General features: G+C 67.5%; 29 protein-coding genes and 1 pseudogene. 26 read left to right on the top strand and 4 right to left on the bottom strand.

Features of this window, described 5'->3' with window-relative positions:
- The 6 genes and pseudogenes from AB0D12_RS33530 to AB0D12_RS33505 form a co-directional block, all read left to right on the top strand.
- A pseudogene (locus AB0D12_RS33530) lies at nucleotides 1-591 on the top strand (hypothetical protein); the annotation flags it as partial.
- Between the two features lie 6 nt (nucleotides 592-597).
- Complete coding sequence (locus AB0D12_RS33525) at nucleotides 598-1638, top strand: SRPBCC family protein (RefSeq protein WP_362691418.1); 1041 nt, start codon at nucleotides 598-600, stop codon at nucleotides 1636-1638.
- The gene (gvpJ, locus tag AB0D12_RS33520) at nucleotides 1625-1987 is read left to right on the top strand and encodes a gas vesicle protein GvpJ (RefSeq protein ID WP_362691415.1); all 363 of its coding nucleotides are present in this window, start codon (nucleotides 1625-1627) and stop codon (nucleotides 1985-1987) included. The genes AB0D12_RS33525 and gvpJ overlap by 14 nt, the downstream gene beginning before the upstream one ends.
- Entirely contained in the window at nucleotides 1984-2781 is a 798-nt protein-coding gene (locus tag AB0D12_RS33515) for a GvpL/GvpF family gas vesicle protein (protein ID WP_362691412.1), read from the top strand. The genes gvpJ and AB0D12_RS33515 overlap by 4 nt, the downstream gene beginning before the upstream one ends.
- A gap of 3 nt (nucleotides 2782-2784) precedes the next feature.
- Complete coding sequence (locus AB0D12_RS33510; RefSeq protein ID WP_362691409.1) at nucleotides 2785-3012, top strand: gas vesicle protein; 228 nt, start codon at nucleotides 2785-2787, stop codon at nucleotides 3010-3012.
- Nucleotides 3009-3287 (top strand): gas vesicle protein K, encoded by a 279-nt coding sequence (locus tag AB0D12_RS33505; RefSeq protein WP_362691406.1) that lies wholly within the window; start codon nucleotides 3009-3011, stop codon nucleotides 3285-3287. The genes AB0D12_RS33510 and AB0D12_RS33505 overlap by 4 nt, the downstream gene beginning before the upstream one ends.
- 74 nt (nucleotides 3288-3361) lie before the next feature.
- Here the strand turns inward: AB0D12_RS33505 and AB0D12_RS33500 are convergent, their stop codons facing one another.
- Complete coding sequence (locus AB0D12_RS33500) at nucleotides 3362-3838, bottom strand: GNAT family N-acetyltransferase (RefSeq protein ID WP_362691403.1); 477 nt, start codon at nucleotides 3836-3838, stop codon at nucleotides 3362-3364.
- A 111-nt stretch (nucleotides 3839-3949) separates the two neighbouring features.
- Between AB0D12_RS33500 and AB0D12_RS33495 the strand changes: the two genes are divergently transcribed.
- From AB0D12_RS33495 to AB0D12_RS33465, 7 genes are all read left to right on the top strand, one after another.
- A complete protein-coding gene (locus AB0D12_RS33495) occupies nucleotides 3950-5023 on the top strand; it encodes a YihY/virulence factor BrkB family protein (RefSeq protein ID WP_362691514.1) in 1074 nt (357 codons plus the stop codon).
- 150 nt (nucleotides 5024-5173) lie between these two features.
- Nucleotides 5174-5593 (top strand): phage holin family protein, encoded by a 420-nt coding sequence (locus AB0D12_RS33490; RefSeq protein ID WP_362691400.1) that lies wholly within the window; start codon nucleotides 5174-5176, stop codon nucleotides 5591-5593.
- The gene (locus AB0D12_RS33485; protein WP_362691397.1) at nucleotides 5590-6051 is read left to right on the top strand and encodes a DUF3618 domain-containing protein; all 462 of its coding nucleotides are present in this window, start codon (nucleotides 5590-5592) and stop codon (nucleotides 6049-6051) included. The genes AB0D12_RS33490 and AB0D12_RS33485 overlap by 4 nt, the downstream gene beginning before the upstream one ends.
- Complete coding sequence (locus AB0D12_RS33480; RefSeq protein WP_362691394.1) at nucleotides 6051-6317, top strand: DUF4235 domain-containing protein; 267 nt, start codon at nucleotides 6051-6053, stop codon at nucleotides 6315-6317. The genes AB0D12_RS33485 and AB0D12_RS33480 overlap by 1 nt, the downstream gene beginning before the upstream one ends.
- Nucleotides 6318-6531: 214 nt before the next feature.
- Nucleotides 6532-9294 (top strand): AAA family ATPase, encoded by a 2763-nt coding sequence (locus AB0D12_RS33475; RefSeq protein WP_362691391.1) that lies wholly within the window; start codon nucleotides 6532-6534, stop codon nucleotides 9292-9294.
- Nucleotides 9295-9649: 355 nt separating this feature from the next.
- Nucleotides 9650-10738 (top strand): terpene synthase family protein, encoded by a 1089-nt coding sequence (locus tag AB0D12_RS33470; protein ID WP_362691388.1) that lies wholly within the window; start codon nucleotides 9650-9652, stop codon nucleotides 10736-10738.
- Between the two features lie 3 nt (nucleotides 10739-10741).
- Nucleotides 10742-12163: a cytochrome P450 gene (locus AB0D12_RS33465; RefSeq protein WP_362691385.1), complete on the top strand. Its 1422-nt coding sequence runs from the start codon at nucleotides 10742-10744 to the stop codon at nucleotides 12161-12163.
- Between the two features lie 142 nt (nucleotides 12164-12305).
- Here AB0D12_RS33465 and AB0D12_RS33460 read toward each other — a convergent pair whose 3' ends face one another.
- Complete coding sequence (locus AB0D12_RS33460; protein ID WP_362691382.1) at nucleotides 12306-13112, bottom strand: VOC family protein; 807 nt, start codon at nucleotides 13110-13112, stop codon at nucleotides 12306-12308.
- 186 nt (nucleotides 13113-13298) lie between these two features.
- Between AB0D12_RS33460 and AB0D12_RS33455 the strand changes: the two genes are divergently transcribed.
- From AB0D12_RS33455 to AB0D12_RS33445, 3 genes are all read left to right on the top strand, one after another.
- Entirely contained in the window at nucleotides 13299-13670 is a 372-nt protein-coding gene (locus AB0D12_RS33455; RefSeq protein ID WP_362691379.1) for a DUF6479 family protein, read from the top strand.
- Between the two features lie 166 nt (nucleotides 13671-13836).
- On the top strand, nucleotides 13837-14202 hold the full coding sequence (locus tag AB0D12_RS33450; protein WP_362691376.1) for a hypothetical protein: 366 nt from the start codon (nucleotides 13837-13839) through the stop codon (nucleotides 14200-14202).
- Between the two features lie 87 nt (nucleotides 14203-14289).
- Nucleotides 14290-14973, top strand: a complete 684-nt coding sequence (locus AB0D12_RS33445; RefSeq protein WP_362691373.1) for a DUF6766 family protein — start codon at nucleotides 14290-14292, stop codon at nucleotides 14971-14973.
- A gap of 71 nt (nucleotides 14974-15044) precedes the next feature.
- On the opposite strand, the gene AB0D12_RS33440 is transcribed toward AB0D12_RS33445, so the two are convergent.
- Nucleotides 15045-16070 carry a PHP domain-containing protein gene (locus AB0D12_RS33440; protein ID WP_362691370.1) on the bottom strand — a complete coding sequence of 342 codons (1026 nt, stop codon included), beginning with the start codon at nucleotides 16068-16070 and terminating at the stop codon, nucleotides 15045-15047.
- Nucleotides 16071-16119: 49 nt separating this feature from the next.
- A complete protein-coding gene (locus AB0D12_RS33435; RefSeq protein WP_362691367.1) occupies nucleotides 16120-16326 on the bottom strand; it encodes a hypothetical protein in 207 nt (68 codons plus the stop codon).
- Nucleotides 16327-16475: 149 nt separating this feature from the next.
- Between AB0D12_RS33435 and AB0D12_RS33430 the strand changes: the two genes are divergently transcribed.
- From AB0D12_RS33430 to AB0D12_RS33385, 10 genes are read left to right on the top strand one after another with little or no spacing between them, the layout of a single operon-like run.
- Entirely contained in the window at nucleotides 16476-16784 is a 309-nt protein-coding gene (locus tag AB0D12_RS33430; RefSeq protein ID WP_327327751.1) for a gas vesicle protein, read from the top strand.
- Nucleotides 16785-16832: 48 nt separating this feature from the next.
- Nucleotides 16833-17261: a gas vesicle structural protein GvpA gene (locus AB0D12_RS33425; protein WP_362691364.1), complete on the top strand. Its 429-nt coding sequence runs from the start codon at nucleotides 16833-16835 to the stop codon at nucleotides 17259-17261.
- Entirely contained in the window at nucleotides 17258-17974 is a 717-nt protein-coding gene (locus tag AB0D12_RS33420; RefSeq protein ID WP_362691361.1) for a GvpL/GvpF family gas vesicle protein, read from the top strand. Before AB0D12_RS33425 ends, AB0D12_RS33420 begins: the two co-directional genes overlap by 4 nt.
- Before the next feature lie 3 nt (nucleotides 17975-17977).
- Complete coding sequence (locus AB0D12_RS33415) at nucleotides 17978-18223, top strand: gas vesicle protein GvpG (protein ID WP_362691358.1); 246 nt, start codon at nucleotides 17978-17980, stop codon at nucleotides 18221-18223.
- Complete coding sequence (locus AB0D12_RS33410) at nucleotides 18220-18795, top strand: DNA primase (protein WP_362691355.1); 576 nt, start codon at nucleotides 18220-18222, stop codon at nucleotides 18793-18795. Before AB0D12_RS33415 ends, AB0D12_RS33410 begins: the two co-directional genes overlap by 4 nt.
- On the top strand, nucleotides 18788-19822 hold the full coding sequence (locus tag AB0D12_RS33405; RefSeq protein WP_362691352.1) for an SRPBCC family protein: 1035 nt from the start codon (nucleotides 18788-18790) through the stop codon (nucleotides 19820-19822). Before AB0D12_RS33410 ends, AB0D12_RS33405 begins: the two co-directional genes overlap by 8 nt.
- A complete protein-coding gene (locus AB0D12_RS33400; RefSeq protein WP_362691349.1) occupies nucleotides 19819-20157 on the top strand; it encodes a gas vesicle protein in 339 nt (112 codons plus the stop codon). Before AB0D12_RS33405 ends, AB0D12_RS33400 begins: the two co-directional genes overlap by 4 nt.
- Nucleotides 20154-20924, top strand: a complete 771-nt coding sequence (locus AB0D12_RS33395; RefSeq protein ID WP_362691346.1) for a GvpL/GvpF family gas vesicle protein — start codon at nucleotides 20154-20156, stop codon at nucleotides 20922-20924. The genes AB0D12_RS33400 and AB0D12_RS33395 overlap by 4 nt, the downstream gene beginning before the upstream one ends.
- Nucleotides 20921-21118 carry a gas vesicle protein gene (locus AB0D12_RS33390; protein ID WP_327327759.1) on the top strand — a complete coding sequence of 66 codons (198 nt, stop codon included), beginning with the start codon at nucleotides 20921-20923 and terminating at the stop codon, nucleotides 21116-21118. Before AB0D12_RS33395 ends, AB0D12_RS33390 begins: the two co-directional genes overlap by 4 nt.
- Complete coding sequence (locus tag AB0D12_RS33385; RefSeq protein WP_362691342.1) at nucleotides 21115-21393, top strand: gas vesicle protein K; 279 nt, start codon at nucleotides 21115-21117, stop codon at nucleotides 21391-21393. Before AB0D12_RS33390 ends, AB0D12_RS33385 begins: the two co-directional genes overlap by 4 nt.
- Nucleotides 21394-21428 lie beyond the last annotated feature (35 nt).

Genomic DNA, 21428 nt, shown 5'->3' with positions numbered 1-21428 from the left:
GAGCCCGAGGAGGAAGAGGAAGAGCCCGAGGAGGAAGAGGAAGAGCCCGAGGAGGAAGAGGAAGAGCCCGAGGAGGAAGAGGAAGAGCCCGAGGAGGAAGAGGAAGAGCCCGAGGAGGTAAGTCCGCGACGGCGCCGCAGCTCTCGAGAAGCGGCAGCAAAGCGGTCTCAATCCGCACGAACGCGGACGCCCCGAGGGCGCTCCACGAGGGCCGCAGGCAGGAAGGCGGCCCCGGCCAAGAAGGCTGCGGCGAAGAAGGCGGCTCCTGCCAAGAAGGCTCCTGCGAAGAAGGCTGCGGCGAAGAAGGCGGCCCCGGCCAAGAAGGCTCCCGCCAAGAAGGCTGCGGCGAAGAAGACCGCCCCGGCCAAGAAGGCTCCTGCGAAGAAGGCTGCGGCGAAGAAGGCGGCCCCGGCCAAGAAGGCTCCCGCCAAGAAGGCCGCGGCGAAGAAGACCGCCCCGGCCAAGAAGGCTCCCGCCAAGAAGGCCGCGGCCAAGAAGACCGCCCCGGCCAAGAAGAGCGCGGCCAAGAAGACGACGTCGTCGCGGCGCGCCGCCAAGAAGACAACCAACCGCGCCGATCGCCGGAGGTAGCCAACCATGGCCAGGACGAAAAGAGACGAGCCCGAGGCAGAAGAGTCGGGTATCGACCGTCTCCGCGAAGAGCTGTCGAACTTCCTCAGCGCACAGATGCGGCAACTTGCTGAGAAGGCAGGCGACAAGCTCACCGGTGTTACAGATCGGCTCACCGACGTCGCCGAGAACGGCGGGTCCCTCATGCCTGCGGTCGGCTCCGTCCTGCAGGGAGAGTCACCGCTGAAAGCCTTTGTCACCGAGAAGGCAAAAGGCGTCAAGGACAACGTCGTGGACAAAGCCAAAGAAGCCTTTGGCGGAGGCAAAGGGAAGCGCAAGGCCGGCAGCGGCAAGTCCATGAACATCATCGAAGTCCTTGATGTGGGAGTGCCTCTACGCACGGCCTACGACCACTGGACGCAGTACGACCAGTTCAGCAGTTTCACCAAGGGGGTCCGCGACGTCTCGATGGAGGACGAGATGTCCAGTGACTGGAAGGTCAAGGTCGGGCCTTCCTCGCGGAGCTTCAAAGCGACCGTACAAGAGCAGATTCCCGACGACCGCATTGTATGGACGTCCGAGGGTGCCAAGGGCACCACCCGCGGAGCCGTCAGTTTTCATGAGCTGGGGCCGACTCTGACCCGCATCGTCCTGGTCGTGGAGTACTACCCATCCGGGTTCTTCGAGAAGACCGGCAACCTGTGGCGCGCGCAGGGTCGCCGATTGCGACTGGACTTCAAACACTTCCAGCGGTACGTCACCCTCACCGACGAGGAGCCCGAAGGCTGGCGCGGCGAAATCCGTGACGGCGAGGTTGTGGTGTCCCATGAAGAGGCCATGGAGGACGAAGAAGCAGCTGATGAAGAGGCCGAGGACACGGAGGAAGGCGAGGGAGACGAGGGAGACGAGGGAGACGAGGGAGACGAGGGAGACGAGGAAGACGAGGGAGACGAGGGAGACGAGGGAGACGAGGAAGACGAGGACGGTGAGTGGGAGGAGGAAGAGGAAGAGGAAGAGGAACCTGACGACGAGGAGAGAGGAATGAGGCGGCGACGTGACCGACGTTGACTTCAGACAAGGCTCCCAACCCGTCGGCGGGCCCCAGGCCACCAACCTCGCTGACATTCTTGAGCGCGTCCTCGACAAGGGGATCGTCATCGCCGGTGATATCAAGATCGACCTTCTCGACATCGAGCTCCTGACCATCCGGCTCCGTCTGTTCGTGGCATCCGTGGACACGGCGAAGAAGGCCGGCATCGACTGGTGGGAGACGGACCCGGCACTGAGCTCCCGCGCGTCCCGCAGCGCCTTGCAGGACGAGAATCGCCAGCTGCGTGATCGCCTGGAGGCGCTGGAATCGAAGGGGTACGACGACACCTCGTCCCTGCAACGGACCAAGGAGAAACGAGGCGCATGAAGGAGCAGGCCCCCGACTCCGCCGTCGCCACCTACGTCTTCGCTGTCTGCCGGAGCCTGGAGCCGGCCACGGTGACGGGGCTGCCCGGCCTCTCGGGCGAAGCGCCCGTGCGAAGTCTGCCGTTCGGGACGCTCACCGCTGTCGTCCAGCACGTGCCCGCTGCTGACTTCATCGACGAGGCTTGGCAGGAACGCCTCTCGGACCGCGATGAGCTCGAGCGATGTGCACGCGCTCACCATGAAGTGGTTTCCGCCGTTTCCGTCGGCGGCCCTACGGTTCCCCTTCCGCTGGCCACTCTGTACCTCAGCGACGCGAGCGCACGGAAAGCTCTGGCGAGCGAAGCGGACCGTTTCCACGCTGTTCTGAAACGCATCGAGAATCACGCCGAATGGGGAGTGAAGGTGTACGCCCCCAGCACCCCGACGGACACCGCGCGCCCTACCACCCCACCAGCTGTGTCCGCCCCCCCGGCCCCCGGCACCGGACTTGCCTACCTGGATCGCAAGCGAGGTATTCAGCAACGGCGCGAACGCCACCAAGAAGAGACGTTGCGCATCGCCGACGAAGTTGATGCCGAACTCCAGGCCCTTGCAACCGCGTTCCGCCGGCTGCGGTCCCACGGCCAGGAGCCGGCGGGTAATCGGCGTATTCAGATCCTCAACGCCACCTACCTGGTGGCCGAGCACCGGGTTCATGAACTCGGCCGCCTGGCCCAGGCGCTGCAGCAGCGGACCGGGGCGCAGATCGAAGTTTCAGGGCCCTGGGTGCCGTACTCCTTCGTCGGCGAGGTGTAAGCCATGACGCACGAGGTGGTGCCCTGGGATGCTCCGGGGCCCCTGTCGGGCCCCATCGGAGTTCCGCTCGTCGACCTCCTGGACCGTCTTCTGGCCACTGGCGTGGTCATCAGCGGCGATTTGGTCATCGCGATCGCCGACGTTCCACTGGTGCGGCTGTCCCTGCACGCACTGCTGTCGTCCGTCAACGAGCGAGTTCCCGCACCCTGGGCGGATGGAGGCCCCCTATGACGGCCAGTCGACTCGACCTGGACCGGGACCAGATGGGACATGACCTCGTCGCGCTTGTCCTGACCGTGGTGGAGCTCCTCAGACAGCTGATGGAACGTCAGGCGATTCGCCGTGTTGAACTGGGCGATCTCACTGACAAACAGGTCGACGAGATCGGTACAACACTCATGCTGCTCGAGCAACGCATGACCGAACTCTGCGACCAGCACGGGCTGCGTCCCGAAGACCTCAACCTCGACCTCGGACCACTCGGTACCCTTCTTCCGCGCAGCTGAATGCGCACCTGACGCGGTCCCGCTTCGTCGAGAGTGTTTCCGGTGGATCATGCCGGGGCTACGGGCCGGTGTGCTCAGGCCCCGGTCAGATCCAGCTCGCCGACGAGTTCGTCCTCGCTCTTCTCTCCGGTCGGGAGGAAACCGAGCCGCAGATAGAACTGCTCGGGTCCGTTCTCGCCCGGCTTCCAGGTCACCGTCGCCCGCATCTGTCCGCGTCGGCGAATCTCCTCGCACACGGACTTCACCGCAAAGCGGCCGTACCCCCGCCCCTGTTCACCGGCGGCGATGGCCAGCCGCCACAGTCCGGAGCGTGGCCGGTCGTTCGGATCGTCCGGGTTGAAACGGACCTCGAAGAAGGCCATCACAAAGCCCACGAGCTGCTCGCCATCGAAGATCAGCCGGGGCCAGGCGATATCGGGTTGCACGTACGCCTCGGCCAGCGACCGCGCGACCGGAGCCACGAAATGCTCCTGGTCGGGGCGGACCGCCAACCGGCATGCGGCAAGAACGTTGTCGGGAGTGACCTTCTCCAGGCGAAGTGACGCTGTCATGCCAGCACGCTACGGGCGCCCACGGGGGGCGCGCGCCCAGGCACCAGGGATAAGGCACCAGGCGCCAGTTTCAGGACAGTGATTTGCGGTCACCCGCACGGTATGGCACCAATGTGGCAGGCCAAGCGGGATGAGCAACGTCGGCAGGATGGCGAGCACCGGCGTGCGGCTCGTGGGACGGATTCGGAGCCGGACGGCGGCCGGCCCGGGCCGGATCCGCAGGTGGAGCGTGACGCTCCGGATGATCCGACAGCGATGCAGAAAAAGTCGTGGCGGGCGGTGCTGAAGCGGACGGTGGCGGAGTTCAAGGACGATGAGCTGGCTGACCGTGCTGCGGCGCTGACCTACTACGGGGTGCTGGCGCTCTTCCCTGCGCTGCTGGTCCTCGTCTCGCTGCTTGGCATCGCCGGTGAGTCGGCGACCAAAAGGGTTCTGGACAACATCAAGAAGATGACTCCCGGCCCGGCGCGGGATGTCGTCTCGAATGCGATCGAACAGCTCCAGGGCAACGGTGGCACCGGTTCGGTGGTGGCGATTGTCGGTCTGCTGGTCGCGCTGTGGTCGGCGTCGGGGTACGTGGCGGCGTTCATTCGCAGTTCCAATGCCGTCTATGACGTGCCTGAGGGCCGCCCGGTGTGGAAGGTGCTGCCGGTCCGGCTGGGCGTCACCCTGGTGCTGATGACCCTTGCCTGCGTCAGTGCGTTGATCGTGGTGTTCACCGGCGGTGTGGCCCGGGAGGTCGGTACGGCGCTGGGGATCGGGGACACGGCGCTGACGGTGTGGTCGATTGCCAAGTGGCCGGTGCTGGTGGTGCTGGTCACCATCATGATCGCGATCCTGTACTGGGCGTCACCGAACGCCAAGGGTCGCGGATTCAAGTGGATCACTCCGGGGAGTTTCCTGGCTCTGGTGATCTGGATGATCGCCTCGGCGGGCTTTGCGTTGTACGTGGGGAACTTTGCCTCCTACAACAAGACCTACGGGACCCTGGCCGGAGTGATCATCTTCCTGGTCTGGTTGTGGATCACGAATCTGGCGATCCTGCTCGGCCTGGAATTCGACGCGGAGATGGTCCGCGAACGCGCGATCATCGGCGGCCACCCCAAGGAGGAAGAGCCCTACGTGGAGCCGCGGGACACCCGCACGTGGACCGATGAGGAACGCAAGGAGATGGGCGACCGCTGACTCGCCCCCGTGCACCGCGCCCCCGGCCGCTGCTCCGCACTCTGCTGCGACTCCCTCAGTTGCGGCGGTGGTCGGACGAATGGGCCGACCGGGCTCGGGTACTCGCCGTGGAGATCAAGCCGTGCACGAACCGAACGGAGGGTCACGACGATGAACAGGTCACCGGACCACCCGCCGCGCCAGGACTCCGAGGAATCCGTGCGCGACCTGGTCAAGCAGGCATCGGAGCAGATATCCCGGTTGATGCGGCAGGAGCTGCGACTGGCGCAGGCGGAGATGCAGCAGAAGGGCAAACGGTTCGGGAGGGGTGGCCGCCTGTACGGCGGAGCCGGCGTCATCGGTTTCATCGCCCTGCAGGCCCTAGCGGCCACCGCGATCGTGGCTCTGGACCTGATCTGGCCGCTGTGGATCTCGGCGCTGGCCGTGACCGCCGTCCTCCTCGCGGTGGCCGGCGTGCTTGCCGCCGTGGGCAGGAAGCAGATCAGCCTGGCCGCCCCGCCCAGCCCCGAGCAAGCCATCGAGGGCGTCAAGGACGACGTCGCCGAGATCAAGGAGAGGGCACACCGATGACGGACAAGTCCCGGAACAACGACGCCACACGCACCCCTGAAGCACTGCGCGAGCAGGCGCAGGGAACCCGCGAGGAACTCGGTCGGACAGTCGAGGCGCTTGCCGCCAAGGCCGACATCAAGGCCCAGGCACAGCAGAAGGCGGCGAGGGTCAAGAGCGAGGTGCAGGACAAGGCAGCCCACGCTCTCCACAGTGCGCAGGACAAGACTGCCCACTCCCTCCACGTTGCGCAGGACAAGACTCCGGAGGCGGTACGCGACAAGGCCGCGTATGCCAAGCAGCAACTGGCCGAGACTGCCCACGCCTTCGGAGAGAAGATCCAGGACAACACCCCGGAGCCGGTGCGCGACAAGGTCGCCCGGACGGTGCGGGTCGCGCGTGGCAACCGCAACCTGCTCATCGCCGGTGCAGCCGCCCTGGCCGTCATCGTCCTCGCCCGGCGCAGGAGGAAGAGCTGATGAAAGCGTCCAAGGTTGCCTACAAGCCGGTCGGCCTGGTGCTGGGCGCCACGAGCGGTGCTCTCGCCGGCGCGGTCTTCAAGCAGGTATGGAAGGCCACCGGCCACGACGAGGATGCTCCCGACGCCACCGACAGAGATCGCAGCTGGCGGGAAGTTCTGATCGCCGCCGGCCTGCAGGGTGCGATCTTCGCCGCGGTCAAGGCGGCGGTCGACCGCGGCGGCGCCAGTGCCGTGCACCGTCTGACCGGAACCTGGCCCGGCTGACCACCACACCGCCGCATTCACGGAGTGTCAACGCGCCGGCGGAGCGGGACATCGTCATGGCGTGTCCACTCATGAGGATGTTTCTGCCCCGCCGCCCTCTCGCTGACGGTGATCCCGGGGATACGCTACGTCAAGGGCGGGATCGCCGACGGGCATGCTCGTCGTGCCAGGAGGGGAACGGGTGGCCACGGATTGGTCGGACACGCAGCGAGCCGTGGGTCCAGCACCGAACGAGGAGCAGCGCGAGGGGGACATACGGATCGTGCCGAGAGCCCTTGAGCGAGATGCCGAACTGGTCATTGTCAAGGCGGCGTTGGATGCCGTGAGCGGCCGTTCGACGACGGGTGAGGTGATTCCCTCAGCACGGCGCGGTGGCTTGCTGGCCTTCACAGGACCGGCCGGAGCAGGCAAGACGACCCTCTTGGAGGAGGTGCGTCGCCTTGCGCCCGAGCGGGAGTGCACAGGGCTCTTCGCGAAGGGCGGCGAGCAGGAGCGGAGTCTGGCCTTCCATGTGGTGCGGCAGTTGCTCCAGCCGCTGCTGGCCTCGTACTCCGAGAGCGAGCGCCGGGAGCTGCTGGGCGACTGGTACGGCATCGTAGGCCCTTGTGTCGGCTTGAGTCCCGCCGTGGAAGGCGTGGTGCCGGATCCTCAAGGTGTGCGGGACGGTCTGGATTGGGTGGTCACGCATGTGTCGGTACAGCGCGGCCCATTGGTCCTGGTCGTCGACGACGCGCACTGGGCGGACGCCGAATCCCTGGCCTGGCTGACCTCCTTTGCCGTACGGGTCGAGGAACTGCCCGTACTTCTGGTCGTCGCGTACCGCGCGGAGGAAATGACCGATGAAGCCACGACGTTCAGCGACATGGTCGAGCGGAACCGGGTGGGTCCGCTCGACCTGGCGCCGTTGACGCCGGCCGCGGTCGCCCATCTGATGCGCGAGGCGCTGGGCACCGAGGCCGACGACGACTTCTGCCGTGAAGCCTGGCTGGTCACCGGCGGCAATCCCTTCGAGACGGTCGAGCTGGCGGCGAAGGTACGCGACGGCCAGCTGGTCCCCGGGAGGGAGAACGCCTGCGCGTTGCGGGACCTTGCTGCCGAGACCAGGGGCGGCGGCCTGGCGGAGCGGCTGGAGCAGCTGGGCACGCTCGCGGTGCGGCTGGCCTGGGCTGTTGCCGTCCTTGGCTCGGAGGCGACCTTCGGCATGGCTGCGGCGCTGGCGGCGCAGGGACCGGCCGAGGCCGCGCAAGCGACGGACACGCTGCGGACCGAGCGCATTCTGACGTACGGCATGAAGCCGGAGTTCGTCCATCCGCTGATCGCGACGGCGGTCTATCGGGCCATCCCGCCCGCGATGCGGGTGGCACTGCACGGCAAGGCCGCCTGGGAGCTCGTGGAGGCGGGCAAGGGTCCGGCTGCGGCGGCCCGACATCTGCTGGAGACACAGCCGGAGGGGGATGTCTGGGTGGCGGAGCAGCTACGCGACGCGGCCCGGGAGTATGTGCGCCGCGGCGCTCCCGACGCTGCCCGGCGCTGCCTGAGCCGCGCCCTGCGCGAGCCTCCGCCCGCGGGACTGCGGGCCACGGTGCTGCACGAACTCGGTTCCCCGGCGCTCCTGCACGATCCGGCGGTGACGGTCAACCATTTGCGGGCTGCGCTGGAGGAGCCTGATCTGCAGCCGGCACTGCGGCAGAGCATCGTGATCCGTCTCGGGCGGGCGCTGTCGCATTGCGACCGGCTCACGGAGGCGGCGGACCTGGCGATGGAGGAATTCCGTACGGCCACGGACTCGCGAGAACGCCTTCGCATGCTCATGGAGCACTTCAGGATGTCCGCGTTCACCGCCGACGACCGGGAAGCCCCGGCTCTGTCCCGTCGGCTCAGCCACCTCACGCAGCGGCTGTCCGGCGAGAGCCAGACCGAGCGCTACCTCTACGGGTTGCGCGCATGGGATGCGATGGTGCGCGGCGAACCGGCGGCAACCGCGGTGGAGTTCGCGGAGCGGGCGCTGGGTTCCGGCGGGATGAGCTGGACGGACGAGAGGTGGGGCTTCGAAGTCCCGTCGCTGGTGGCCCTCACCTTCTTGTACTGCGACCGCCCGGACCGGGCCGAGCATCTGTACGCGGGAGCCATCGCGGAGTACGAACAGCAGGGCTGGCGCGGGGTGCATCTCTCGCTCGGTTACAGCCTGCTCGGTTACATCCGGTTCTGGAAAGGTCAGCTCACCGGTGCCGAGGACTTTGTACGCGCCGGGCTGCAACTCGCGGACCGCCTGGGGCCCGCGGGCATTCATGCGCAGTGGTACGCGATGGCCACCTTGATCGAAATCCTGATGGCCCGCGGAGAGACCGCGGCTGCCCAGGAGCTGGCGGTCGCCCGCCGGTTCGGCAAGCCGTTCCCGTCGGCCGTGACGCTTCCCGACGCCGAGACTGTCCACGGCGAACTGCTGTTGGCCCGGGGTATGGACAAGGAGGCCGCTGAAGGGCTGTCCTCGGTGGGCCGTCGCCTCGACCTGCGTGGAATGCGTAATCCGGCCTGGTGCCCGTGGCTGCCCCAACTCGCGCTGGCTACCCGGACGACGGATGCTGGGCGGGCGCTGGATCTGGCGCAGGAGGCACTGCGCCGCGCCGAGCGCTTCGGTACGGCCACGGCAGTGGGGAAGGCGCTGTCTGTGCTCGCCCGGATGACGGACGGGCCCGAGGGAATTGCTCTGCTGCGGCGTGCCGTCACTACGCTGGAGTTGTCGCCGTCGTCGTACGAACTCGCGGGCGCTCTGGTCGAGCTCGGCACAGCTTTGCGCCGTGCCGGGCTTCTCTCGCAAGCGGCCGAGCCTCTGCACCGTGGTGTGGATCTGGCCGGTCAGTGCGGGGCCGGGGGTGTTGCGGCACGGGCGCGCGACGAGCTGGTCGCGGCGGGGCTGAGGCCTCGCCGCTTGAGTGTGGTGCGGCATGAGCCGCTTAGCGGAGCACCACCCGCGTAGTCAACGGCGCACGGTAGCCCGCGCGCGCCGTGCCGTGCACCACATCGTGGGGGCATGGTGCGCCAGGGGCAGCATCGTCGGTTTCCCTGTGCGTCGAGAGGTGAAGCATCCAGGGCGAACGGACGGGGGAGCGCCTGATCCCCGCTCTGACTTGCTCGCTGTTGCTTCCTCGTCTCGCTCCCTCGGAGGGGAGCCATGCGTGCTGCTGTGGCAGGTGCGAAGGGCCACACCATGGCGGCTCGCACCGATGTCGAGCTGTACGTGAAAGCCCTCGACCACGCCCCTTTCGCGGAGGCGGCCCCGTCGAAACCTTGCGTCAACTCGCCCACGCCGCTTCCGCTTCCGTGAGGACGTCATGACCGAATTCTTCCTGCCCGAGCTGCCTCGCCTGCTGCCGGTGGCCTACCACCCCAAGGCAGCGCAGATCGAGTTCCGGTCGAACGGCTGGGTGCGCAGCCGGCTCGGCGACTGCTTCGCGAGCGAGGAAGACCTGCTGCGCTACCTGCGCCAGCGCAACGGACTGTACGGGCCACTGACCGTGCCGTACGCGGATGAGCAGCGGGCGCTCGATGTCGCGGACTGGTACCAGTACGTCACCGTCATAGACAGCTTCGTCTCGGACCGTTCGGCGCTGGGAGCCGATGAGGCCAGTGCCCGCGATGCGTTCGCCGAGATCATGGACGACTTCCACGGTGACTGCGGCGGGAGAGAGGACTTTCCCTACGGCGTAGCGGGCAAGGAGCTGTGGCGTCGTATCAGCCCTGGGCTCTCTCCCGGTCAGAAACGACGGTTCGCCGGTGCTCTCGAAGCGTTTCTGCATGGGTGCGTCACCGAGATCCGGTTCAAGCTGACGGAGCGGGTGCCGGACTACGAGACCTGTATGACCGTGCGTCTGGAGAGTTTCGGCTGCGACTTCATCCGGTTGATGACCGAATATGCGGCGGGCGTCGACATGACCGGACTCGATCGGCTGCTCGCGGACGTGCACAAGCACTGTATGCGGCAGATGATCATCGTCAACGACCTGCTCTCGTGGCGCAAGGAGCACGCTCAGGGCGACAAGATGACGGTGGTTCGCGTGCTGATCGAGCGTGGGGGACTGGGTCTGCAGCAGTGCGTCGACCGGCTTCATGAGCTGGTCGGTCATCACGAGAACGCCTACATCGTGGCTCGGGACCGGATGTTGAACGGTCCTCACGGAACGCGCGCGGACATCCGTGCCTATCTGAACGGCCTGGACCACCTGATCGGTGGCAGTGCGGAGTTCGAGTACCTCACGCCTCGCTACTTCGGCGACGGCTATGTCTGGGACGGCTCCACCTCGGGCTGGATCAGCCTCACCGCACCCGTCGCCCGATTCCGGGCACGGCCCAACACCGATACGGATACCAATGTTGAGAGCAGCGGGTCGCGGGCAGCGACACCGTCCATGACGAGGAGCTGAAGAGTGGCAGAGACTGCACGCATACGGCCGAGCACACGCCTGTCGACAACCGGCATGGCTGTGCCGCCGACGAAAGGCAACGCTCCCGGCCGGCTCCCCGTTCTCGGCCATGCGATCCCTCTGCGGCGCCGTCCGCTGGAGTTCCTGGCTGCCCTGCCCGCGCACGGCGACCTGGTCGAGATCCGTCTCGGCCCCCAGCGCGCCTATCTGGCCTGCCGCCCCGAGCTCGTACGGCAGGTGCTGCTGGACCCGCGCACCTACGACAAGGGCGGCCCGCTGTTCGACAAGGTCCGACCCCTCGTGGGAAACGGCCTGTTCACCTCGGCCTGGGCGGAGCACCGGTTGCAGCGCCGGCTGGTGCAGCCTGCCTTTCACTCCAGCCGCACGGCTTCCTACGCCGCAGTGATGTGCGAAGAGATCGAGTCCATGCTCGGCTCATGGGAGGAAGGCCGTGCCATCGACCTCGGCGCCACGCTGCATGCCCTGACGGTCCGGGTCACCACGCGAACGTTGTTCTCCACCACGATCGGAGGTCGTGCCGTTGCCGACGTACAGCATTGTCTCCCCGTCATCCTCCGGGGCATCTACCGGCGGATGACCTCGCCGGTCGGTCTCCTGGAGAGACTTCCCACCCCCGAGAACAGGCGCTTCAAGGAGGCACGCAGGAGGCTGCGTGCAGTCATCGACGAGACGATCCAGGGCTGCCGGCGCTCGGGGGCGGACAACGGAGACCTGCTGTCGATTCTGGTCGGCGCCCGGGACGAGGAGAGCGGTGAGGGCTTCACCGATGACGACATCCGCGACCAGGTCATGACCCTGCTGATCGCCGGCACCGAGACCACCGCGAGCGTCCTGGCATGGGCCCTCCACCTGCTGAGCCGACACCCCGAGGTCGAGAAGCAGTTGCACGACGAAGCCGACCGCATCCTCGCTGGACGACTGCCGGCCTTCGCCGACCTGCCCGCCCTGGACTACGCCCGACGCGTCGTCACCGAAACCCTTCGTCTCTACCCGCCGGCCTGGCTGCTCAGCCGGACAGCCACCGTCCAGACTGAACTCGCTGGGGAGCAGCTGAAGCCGGGCGCGATCGTCCTGTACAGCCCCTACGTCCTCGGCCGCAATCCCGATCTCTTCCCCGATCCCGGTCGCTTCGACCCCGATCGCTGGCTTCCTGAACGGGCAGCATCAGTGCCGCATGGCGCGATGGTGCCTTTCGGCGCCGGCAGCCGCAAATGCATCGGTGACGCCTTCGGCCTGGCCGAGGCGACCCTGGCTCTCGCCGCCATCAGCACGCGCTGGCAGCTCCGGCCCGTGCCCGGAACGACGATCCGGCCGAAGCCGGAAGCGGCCCTGGGCACCGGTCCCCTCCGCATGCTGCCCCAACCGCGACGCTTCGGGGCAGGTTCGGGGTGCACGAGTCCCTGACACCGAACTGCGGGAGCGTCACCAACCGGGCAACGAAACCACCTCGGGCTGCGCCCGGCACATCACCCTGGCCGTGCTCGCGCAGCCCTTCCTCGCCGCGATGGCCGCCGCCAGGACTCGGCGCGGTGGGCAGGGTGGTGGCTCAGTCGGGGAATGTGCGGCTGGTGACCGTGAAGGGGGCGCCCTCGGTGTCGCACACGGTCGCTGCCTGGCCATCGGGAGTGTCGCGCTGTCCGAGAACCATGCCTCCGTTACGGCGTACCGCCTCGGCAGTGGCGGTCACATCGGCGACGGGGAAGTGGACGTGCCAGCGCGGCCGGATCATGGGGTCCGGTGCGGTTTCGACCGCGCCGGAGCTCAGACGGGCCACGATGTGCCCGTCGTGGCGCAGTACGACTTCTTCCTTCTCGTACTCGACCTCGCAGCAGCCGGGCCGTTCGCATGCCCAGTCGAGGACCTGCCCGTAGAAGATCGCGGCATCGAACGCGTCCCGTGTCCGCAGACGCAGCCAGGCCGGCGCGTTCTTGCGCCAGCTCAGCCAGTCCGAGACGAGCTGTCCTTCCCAGATGCCGAAGACGGCTCCGTCCCGGTCCGCGGCCAGCGCGCCACGGCCGACGGGAAAGGTCAGCGGGCCCACTGCGACCGTGGCGCAGCGCTCCAGTATCCGCGCCGCGGTCTCGTCCGCGTCGGCGACCGCGAAATACGGCGTCCAGCCGGCCGGTGCCCGCAGTGCGGGGTCGGGCGTGCCGAGGCCGGCAACCGGCATGCCCTCGAGCATGGCGATACTGAACTGGTCCCCGAGTTTGGCGCGCCGGAATCGCCATCCGAGTACCGCGCCGTAGAAGGCCTGCGCTTGTGACAGGTCGCGCGCCAGCAGAGTGATCCAGCAGGGCGCGCCGTAGACATCGTGGCTCGACGTCCTATCGGCCCGTCTCGGTTCCTTGTCCATCGCACTCAGCGTCCCGGTCGAATAGGGGCATCACGGGCAGAATATCCTGTCTCGTTTCGCTCACGTGCAGCGTCCGCGCGATCACTTATTGCAAGCGACCACGGATGTCTCTCCGGGCGGGCCGCGGAGGCCGGGCGAATTTTCCGGTTTTGGCAGTACGGCGCTCAGTTGGGGTACCCGGTCATCATGGTTACTTTCAGTCACCCGGCCGGCGACGGGCTCACCGAGTTCGGCGCCGGTACTGGGGCACTCGCAGGCGTCAGCTTCGTCCTCGTCGCCCTCGCCCTCGCTCTCCTCGTGCTGCTCGTCGGACTGGTCTGGTGGTGGGGCGCGCGCAGCAGGCGCGACCCTCCACCGCGACCGGACGAGCAGCCGCGGCGGCCCGTTCATCGGGCCCATGTCGAGAGCCGCCGGGAACCCGACGAGTTCGCGGAAGGAGGCGTACGCCTCGCGCCTCACGAGCTCAGGGGCTACGGAAATATGGGCTCAAGGCCCGTGCCACCCGAGCGGCCGCACGACTCCGGCGGGCCCTTCGGCAGCGGAGGTCTCGGCGGCTGATCTCACCTGCGATCGGGGCGCAGCCGGGTGAATGACGTGCGTGTCGGAGGGGGTGGGCGAGACCCGTGGCTGTGTGCCGGGCATGGTCGGTCTGCGACATCCCGACGGCAGTGGAGGAAGCGTGCCGTGCCCGATTCTGTGCCGTCTCCTGTCGTTCACGGTGGCTATGACGGCACTGACCGGCTGCGCCGCGGTCACCGGGCGGGAGCAGGCGGCCTCCCGCGCTGTTGAGCGGTTCGAGACCAGCCTGCGTGAAGGCGACGGCGTACAGGCCTGCGCCGCCCTTGCCCCAGGAACAGTCGAGGAGCTCGAGGACACGGCAGAGGCGGACTGCCCGGCGGCTGTGGCCGACGCGCCGCCGCCGAAGGCGGGCGCGGTCCGACTGGTGAATGTGTACGGCCGGCAGGCGCGTGTGGTTCTCAACGGCGACACAGTGTTCCTGTCCGTGTTCCCGGACGGCTGGAAGGTCACGGCTGCCGGCTGCTCCCCTCGTGCCGGGCAGCCGTACAAGTGCATCGTCAAGGGGGGATGACGACATGACACGGACACTGTTCGGCCTGTGCCTGGCGGTCGTCTACTGCGGCCTGGCCTACTTCATCGTGGTGGGGGCGACACATCGGTGACTTCCGTACGCCGCGTCCTCAAGGAGCACGGCCTCACGCTGGTCTTCGGCGGGGGCTTCCTCCTTGCCCTGGCGGGACAGGCCTTCGCCGGCCACGCCAGCTTCAACGACCAACTGGTCGCCGACAGCCTCCACCCCATCGGCCTCGGCGCCTACCTCACCACTTCCGATTTCGCCGTGGACGTGACGGAGAATTGGCAGTCGGAGTATCTCCAGTTCTCCCTTTACATCTTCGGCACGGTCTGGCTGCTCCAGCGAGGTTCGCCGGAATCCAAGAAGCTCGACGAGGCGGGACCGGAGTCGGACAGGGACCAGAAGGTCGGTGTGTTCGCCGAGCCGGACTCGCCCCGGTGGGCGTCCGGCGGGCGCTTGCGCCAGGCCCTGTACTCCAGCTCGCTGGGTACCGTCATGGGCTCCGTGTTCGTGCTGTCGTGGCTCGCCCAGTCCATCGCCGGCGCGGCCGCCCACAACGAGGAGCGACTGCGCGGGTTGCGGCCGCCGATGAGCTGGTCCCAGTACGTCAAGTCGGCGGACTTCTGGGACCGTACCCTGCAGAACTGGCAGTCGGAGCTGCTGGCGGTCGCCTCGATGGTGATTCTCTCCGTCTATCTTCGCCAGCGCGGCTCGCCGGAGTCCAAGCCCGTCGGAACTCCCCACAGCGCTACCGGCGTCGAGGGCTAGGATCCGATCCGTATGCCCGCGTCGAGCACCGGCCCGCAAGTAGTCGAAGCAGGTAGTCGAACGGCTTCCGGTCACGAGGTCGGGCGCACGCGGGATTCGGTCCAGTCGAGCAGGTCCGCCGCCCTCCAGGTGTTGATCACTCGTTCCGCGGGCACCTCGCACTCCTCGGCCCGGGCGCAGCCGATGATCTGCCAGTCGAGCTGCCCCGGGGCGTGTGCGTCCGTGTCGATGGCGAAGCAGGTTCCGGCAGCCACCGCTTGGCGCAGCAGACGCTTGGGGGGATCCCGTCGCTCGGGCCTGCTGTTGATCTCCACGGCCGTGCCGTGGGCCGCGCAGGCCGCGAAGACCTCGTCCGCGTCGAACTGCGACTCGGGCCGTTTTTTGCCGGCGACCAGTCGGCCCGTGCAGTGGCCCAACACATCGGCCAAGGGGTTCTGAACAGCCTTGACCAGGCGCCGTGTCATGGCCGCCGACTCCATACGCAGCTCGGAGTGGACCGAGACGACCACGAGATCCAGCTGATCCAGCAGCTCCGGCTCCTGGTCGAGCGAGCCGTCCGACAGGATGTCGCACTCGATGCCGGTCAGCAGCCGGAAGGGGGACCACTGACTGTTGAGCTCCGCCACTACCTCCAACTGCTCACGCAGCCGCTCGGCGGACAGCCCACTCGCGACGGTCAGCCGGGGAGAGTGATCGGTGAGGGCGGCCCACTCGTGGCCCAGGGCGATCGCCGCCCGCCCCATCGCCTCGATGGGGCTGCCGCCGTCCGACCAGTCCGAATGCAGATGGCAGTCGCCGCGCAGCAGGGAGCGCAGCTTGGTCCCGCCATCGGCAAGCGGCTTGGACGCCTCGTCCTCCAGTCGCTGAAGGTAGAGCGGTACGTCTCCGGCCAGCGCCTCCCGTACGACACCCGCTGTCTTCGGGCCGATGCCCTTGACGGCTTCGAGTGACCCCTCCTTCGCGCGCCGGCGGATTTCGGCGTCGGACATCTGGGCCAGCACGGCGGAGGCGGTACGAAAGGCGCGGACCCGGTAGGTCTCCGCGAGGGAGCGCTCCAGCAGAAACGCGATCCGTTCCAGCGCCTCCACAGGGTGCATCTCAGCTCCTTCGCACCGCGACGGCGACCGCGGAGCCGGGCGCGGGGAACTACCCGCGTCCCGGACGGCCGCCGACTGCTCCCTCCACTGTCGCGCCTTCCGGAAGCGAGGGCACGCCGAGCGGCTGCATGTGGCGGCCGGTCGCGTACTCGACGTTCACCTCCTCCTGAGGCGGCAGCATCAGTTCTTCATAGCGGCCGAGCGCGAGGACGATGCCCAGCATCGCTATCGGAACGAGCACGGCGATGAGCTCCATGGCCTCTCCTTTCCTGGGACCTCCTCTCCGGGTTCCCCCTCCTGTCTCGGCAAACCTCCGTACATGTCCGGAATGACCAACTCGACGCCACTCCTCGCAAGTTGGTGTTTGAAATCGCGCGTTCGTGTTACTCGCAGAAAGGAGGAGCCATGGCGAATTCATCAGAGAACACACCGAAGAAGAACGAGAGTGCGGCGGACAGGCCGGGCCCGATGGAGCTGCTGCGTCAGGCGCGTGGCCAGTTGACGGAGCTCACCGGCATGGAGGCCGAATCGGTCTCGTCGTTCGTCCAGACGGAGGACGGCTGGTCGCTGGAGGTCGAGGTGCTCGAACTGGCCCGCGTCCCCACGACGACAAGCCTCCTCGCGACGTACGAGGTGACCCTCGACGCCCAGGGCGAGCTGACCGGCTACCGACGCGTCCGCCGCTACGAGCGCGGCAGGGCCGACCCCAAGTAGCAGGTCCGCCGCGCGACCGACCAAACCGACAAAGGAGGACTGGTATCGATGACCGTTGTGCCGGCACAGCAGAGCAGGGGTGGAGGCAGCAGTGGCCTCTACGACGTCCTGGAACTCGTACTCGACCGTGGGCTGGTCATTGACGCTTTCGTACGGGTCTCTCTCGTAGGAATCGAGATCCTGAAGATCGATGTCCGGATCGTGGTCGCCAGCGTCGACACGTATCTGCGTTTCGCGGAGGCATGCAACCGGCTCGACCTCGAGGCCGGGCCGCGCAAGGACCCGGGTCTGCCCGATCTGGTCGGCGAGATCACGGAGTCCGGAGCGCGCGGTAAGTCCAAGGGCGTGCTGGAAGGTGCCGCGGAGAAGATCTCGGACTCGTTCCGGCAGGGCCGTGACGACGAGAAGGAGAAGGCCGAATCCAGGCCGCGCACCAGGCGCACGACGTCCCGCAGCAAGAAGGAGGAGACGGAGTGAGTACGTACGTCTACGGCATCGCACGGAGTTCGCACCCGAGCCTCCCGGAAATGGCGACCGGAGTGGGCGACCCGCCGCGGCCTGTACGCATCCTGAGGCAGGGCAGGCTCGTGGCTCTGGTCAGCGATGCACCCGAAGACCTGAAGCCCAAGCGGCGCGACTTGTTGGCGCACCAGAACGTGCTGCGCGAAGCGGGCGAGGAGGGCACCGTACTGCCCCTGCGCTTCGGTGGTATCTCGCCGGACGACGAGACACTGACAGCCGTGCTCGCGGAACGTGAGGACCACTATCTCGACCGGCTGAGCGCACTCGACGGCAAGACCGAGTACAACGTCAAGGCCACGCACGACGAAGAGGCTGTCCTGCACCGGGTGCTCGCCGACGATCCCGGGCTACGGGCCATGGCCGAGGCAGGCCGGACCGCCCAGGGCGCTTCGCACGACCAGAAGATGCAGCTCGGCGAGCGCATTGCGGCCGCCGTGCAGCTGCGCGAGACCCGGGACGCCGATCTGGTGCGGGCGACGCTCGAAGGATCGGCCGAGGAGGTGAGCGCCGGGCCGCAGAGCACCGGATGGCTGATGAATCTCTCCTTCCTCGTGATCCGCGAACACGGTGCCGACTTCCTGAATGCCGTCGACGAGCTGCGCCGGCAACAGTCGCACCTGGCGCTGACCGTGACCGGACCCCTCCCTCCGTACAGCTTCGTGGAGTGAGAGATGGGGCTGCTCGGAGAGCTGTTGCTGCTGCCCGTCGCACCCGTGCGCGGCACCGTCTGGGTGCTGCAACAGGTGGTGGACGAGGCGGAGCGGCAGTACTACGACCCGTCGGCCGTCCAGGCCGAACTTGCCCGTCTCGCGGAGCAACTTGATGCGGGCGACATCGACGAGGCCGAGTTCGACCGCCGCGAGGACGAACTCCTGGAGCGGCTGCAGATCATGCAGAACAGGGAGCAGAAGCAATGAACAAGCTGAACAACCGTCTGGTGATGGGACTCGCCGTGGGCGCCGGGTATGTGCTCGGGCGCACGAGAAAGGCGAAGCTGGCGTTCGCCATCGGCACGATGGTGGCCGGCAAGCGGCTGCAGTTGAACCCGAGGGCACTCGGCGACCTCGTCAGTCAACAGCTGCAGAACAACCCGCAGTTCAAGGAGATAGGCGACCAACTGCGCGAGGACCTGCGCGGGGTGGGCAGGGCGGCCACCGGGGCGCTGGTCAACCGGCAGCTCGAAGGGATCGCCGATCGCTTGCACGAGCGGACGTTGAATGTGCAGGACCGAATCGACGGCGCTGCCTCCGACGTGCTCGGTGAGGACAAGGCCGAGGGCGATGAGGACCTGGAGGAGGACGAGGAGAAGGAGCCGCAGGAACGAGGCACGTCGGGAAAGCGGACGAAGAAGACGGCGCAGAAGACGGCGCAGAAGGCGACGCCCACGCGCAGGAGCCCCGCCAAGAAGGCGACCGGGACCGGCCGGCGCACCACAAAGAAGGCGGCTGCCAAGAAGGCCACCTCGAGGGGAGGCCGGAGCCATGGCTGAGAAACTGAGCCTGCTGAGCGCGGACAACCCCGCTGCCCAGAAACTGAAAGAGGAGCTGCTGAGTTATCTGGCCGTGCAGGCCCAGCAGAAGATGACTTCGGTCGGCCGAACCCTCGGCCGTACCACGGTCAAGCTCAACGACATCGCGGAGGGCCGCAGTCCCGGCCTCGCCAAGCTGGCTGTGGAAGGCGGCCGCAAGGCCGCCCAGGGCAAGGGCCCGCTCCGCAGCGCAGTCGAACTGGGGGCCTCGCGGATCAAGGAAAATGTCACCCAGACCCTCAAGGGCTTCGGCGGAAAGCGGAAGAAGGCCAGGGGAGGGAGTAAGCCCGTCGTCATCATGGAGTCCGTCGATGTCGGAGTCCCGGTGCGCGAGGCCTACGACCAGTGGTCACTCTTCCAGGACTTCTCCACGTTCACCAGGGGCGTCAAGAGCGTGAGCACCGCCGACGACGCCACATCGGACTGGCAGTTGAAGATCTTCTGGTCGAGCCGTAGCTGGCAGGCCCACGTCACCGAGCAGATACCGGACACCCGCATCCAGTGGACGTCGCAAGGAGCCAAGGGAAGTGCGAACGGTGTCGTCACCTTCCATCCACTGGGCGAGAACCTGACCCGGGTGCTGCTTGTCCTGGAGTACTACCCCAAGGGGCTGTTCGAGAGGACAGGCAACCTCTGGCGCGCCCAGGGCCGGCGCGCCCGGCTCGATCTCAAGAACTTCGCCCGCCATATTTCAATGCGCGGTGAGGCAGAAGACGGGTGGCGCGGCGAGATCCGGGACGGCGAAGTGGTGCGCCGCGACGATGACGCCGCAGCGGATGAGCAGGACGAGCGGGACGAGCGGGACGAGCGGGACGAGCAGATCGTGTACGAGGACGACGAAGCGGAGGAAGAACCGGAAGACGAGTACGAATACGAGGACGAGGACGAGGCCGAGGCCGACGACGAGGACCAGGGCCTGGATGAGGACGAGGCCGAGGTGGAAGACGAGGCCGAGTACGCCGGGACCGGAAACCGCGGGCGCCGATGACCACCGCAAGCAGGCTCCCAGACCCCTACGGCGGTTCCGGCGGCGCGAATCTCGCCGACATCCTGGAGCGCGTGCTCGACAAGGGAATCGTCATCGCGGGCGACATCCGCATCAATCTTCTGGACATCGAGCTGCTGACGGTCAAACTCCGCCTGATCGTCGCCTCCGTCGACAAGGCCAAGGAAATGGGGATCGACTGGTGGGAGGACGACCCGGCGCTCTCCTCCGGTGCCCGCCGCCGCGAACTGGCCGAGGAGAACGAGCGATTGCAGCGCCGCATCGCGGAACTGGAATCGGCTCATCGAACCAGTGAGGAGCGCAAGGAGTCGGCATGAATGAGCTGCGCTATGTGTACGCCGTGACCCGCCCATTCGACGGGCCATTGGCCGAAGGTCTCCGCGGGGTCGCGGACACACGGCCGTACGTACTGCACCACGGCGACCTGGTCGCCGTCGTATCCGCGGTGTCCGCCGACGACTTCAATGAGATCCCGCTCCGCGCCCATCTCGAGGAACTCGACTGGTTGACCGAGACCGCCCACGCCCACCAGGCCGTGATCGCGGCGCTCACGTCGCTGAGCTGTCCGCTGCCGCTGCGGCTCGCCACCGTATGCCGGGACGAAGACGGCGTGCGACGACTGCTCGACGCGGGCCACGACCGGTTCGTCCGCACCTTGGAGAGGCTCGACGGGCGCGTCGAATGGGGCGTCAAGGTGTACGCGGAAACGCCGGAACCCGCAGCAGCGTCCCCCGCGCCCGCCCCCGCCCCCGCATCGACCGGCCGCGACTACCTGCGCAGGCGCCTTCAGGAGCGCCGCGCCGACGAAGGAATCTGGGAGCGCGCCGACGCGGTGTCGCGGCGACTGCACGAGAAGCTGTCCCGTCATGCGGAGGCGGAGAGGCTGCACCGCCCGCAGCAGGCACAGCTCTCCGGGGCAGCCGGCCACAATGTCCTCAACGCGGCCTATCTCGTTCCGTGCGAGGAGAGCGCGGTCTTCGTCGAGAACCTGGACGAGCTGCGACCGCACGAGCCGGGCATACGGGTTGAGCTGACCGGCCCGTGGGCCCCGTACTCCTTCACGGGCGAGGTGGGGGACCGATGACTGCCCCGGCGCCGCTGGCCCATCGCGAAATCGCGCTGGTCGACCTGCTCGACAGACTGCTCGCGGGCGGTGTCGTGATCGCAGGCGACGTCACCCTTCGGATCGCCGACGTCGATCTCGTACGCATCGACCTCAAGGCGCTGGTCAGCTCGGTGAACGCCCGAGTCGCATCCCCTTGGGAGGAGCCCGGATGAGCGGCAGGCGCAGGGTCGACCTGGACCCCGACACTGTCGAACGCGATCTGGCGAAGCTGGTTCTGACGGTGGTGGAGCTGCTGCGCCAGCTCATGGAGCGGCAGGCACTGCGCCGCGTGGACGTGGGGGACCTGACGGAGGACCAGGAGGAGCGGATCGGGCTCACTCTGATGCTGTTGGAGGACCGGATGGACGTCCTGAGGGAGAGGTTCGGACTGGAGCCCGAAGACCTCAATATCGACCTGGGGCCGCTGGGGCCGTTGCTCCCCAGGTGATGGGAGCGGGTCCGGAGCATGGCCGTGCCTTTCGG

Source organism: Streptomyces sp. NPDC048479, from assembly GCF_040651435.1.
In the GTDB taxonomy this organism is placed as follows: domain Bacteria; phylum Actinomycetota; class Actinomycetes; order Streptomycetales; family Streptomycetaceae; genus Streptomyces.
Note: the sequence above shows the minus strand (reverse complement) of the source record. Positions and strands in the feature narration are given on the sequence as shown.

Coding starts and splice junctions, on each gene's coding strand:
- AB0D12_RS33525 (WP_362691418.1), top strand. CDS start 598: ATGGCCAGGACGAAAAGAGACGAGCCCGAGGCAGAAGAGTCGGGTATC.
- AB0D12_RS33515 (WP_362691412.1), top strand. CDS start 1,984: ATGAAGGAGCAGGCCCCCGACTCCGCCGTCGCCACCTACGTCTTCGCT.
- AB0D12_RS33510 (WP_362691409.1), top strand. CDS start 2,785: ATGACGCACGAGGTGGTGCCCTGGGATGCTCCGGGGCCCCTGTCGGGC.
- AB0D12_RS33505 (WP_362691406.1), top strand. CDS start 3,009: ATGACGGCCAGTCGACTCGACCTGGACCGGGACCAGATGGGACATGAC.
- AB0D12_RS33500 (WP_362691403.1), bottom strand. CDS start 3,838: ATGACAGCGTCACTTCGCCTGGAGAAGGTCACTCCCGACAACGTTCTT.
- AB0D12_RS33495 (WP_362691514.1), top strand. CDS start 3,950: ATGTGGCAGGCCAAGCGGGATGAGCAACGTCGGCAGGATGGCGAGCAC.
- AB0D12_RS33490 (WP_362691400.1), top strand. CDS start 5,174: ATGAACAGGTCACCGGACCACCCGCCGCGCCAGGACTCCGAGGAATCC.
- AB0D12_RS33485 (WP_362691397.1), top strand. CDS start 5,590: ATGACGGACAAGTCCCGGAACAACGACGCCACACGCACCCCTGAAGCA.
- AB0D12_RS33480 (WP_362691394.1), top strand. CDS start 6,051: ATGAAAGCGTCCAAGGTTGCCTACAAGCCGGTCGGCCTGGTGCTGGGC.
- AB0D12_RS33470 (WP_362691388.1), top strand. CDS start 9,650: ATGACCGAATTCTTCCTGCCCGAGCTGCCTCGCCTGCTGCCGGTGGCC.
- AB0D12_RS33460 (WP_362691382.1), bottom strand. CDS start 13,112: ATGGACAAGGAACCGAGACGGGCCGATAGGACGTCGAGCCACGATGTC.
- AB0D12_RS33455 (WP_362691379.1), top strand. CDS start 13,299: ATGGTTACTTTCAGTCACCCGGCCGGCGACGGGCTCACCGAGTTCGGC.
- AB0D12_RS33450 (WP_362691376.1), top strand. CDS start 13,837: ATGACGGCACTGACCGGCTGCGCCGCGGTCACCGGGCGGGAGCAGGCG.
- AB0D12_RS33440 (WP_362691370.1), bottom strand. CDS start 16,070: ATGCACCCTGTGGAGGCGCTGGAACGGATCGCGTTTCTGCTGGAGCGC.
- AB0D12_RS33435 (WP_362691367.1), bottom strand. CDS start 16,326: ATGGAGCTCATCGCCGTGCTCGTTCCGATAGCGATGCTGGGCATCGTC.
- AB0D12_RS33430 (WP_327327751.1), top strand. CDS start 16,476: ATGGCGAATTCATCAGAGAACACACCGAAGAAGAACGAGAGTGCGGCG.
- AB0D12_RS33425 (WP_362691364.1), top strand. CDS start 16,833: ATGACCGTTGTGCCGGCACAGCAGAGCAGGGGTGGAGGCAGCAGTGGC.
- AB0D12_RS33415 (WP_362691358.1), top strand. CDS start 17,978: ATGGGGCTGCTCGGAGAGCTGTTGCTGCTGCCCGTCGCACCCGTGCGC.
- AB0D12_RS33410 (WP_362691355.1), top strand. CDS start 18,220: ATGAACAAGCTGAACAACCGTCTGGTGATGGGACTCGCCGTGGGCGCC.
- AB0D12_RS33405 (WP_362691352.1), top strand. CDS start 18,788: ATGGCTGAGAAACTGAGCCTGCTGAGCGCGGACAACCCCGCTGCCCAG.
- AB0D12_RS33400 (WP_362691349.1), top strand. CDS start 19,819: ATGACCACCGCAAGCAGGCTCCCAGACCCCTACGGCGGTTCCGGCGGC.
- AB0D12_RS33395 (WP_362691346.1), top strand. CDS start 20,154: ATGAATGAGCTGCGCTATGTGTACGCCGTGACCCGCCCATTCGACGGG.
- AB0D12_RS33390 (WP_327327759.1), top strand. CDS start 20,921: ATGACTGCCCCGGCGCCGCTGGCCCATCGCGAAATCGCGCTGGTCGAC.
- AB0D12_RS33385 (WP_362691342.1), top strand. CDS start 21,115: ATGAGCGGCAGGCGCAGGGTCGACCTGGACCCCGACACTGTCGAACGC.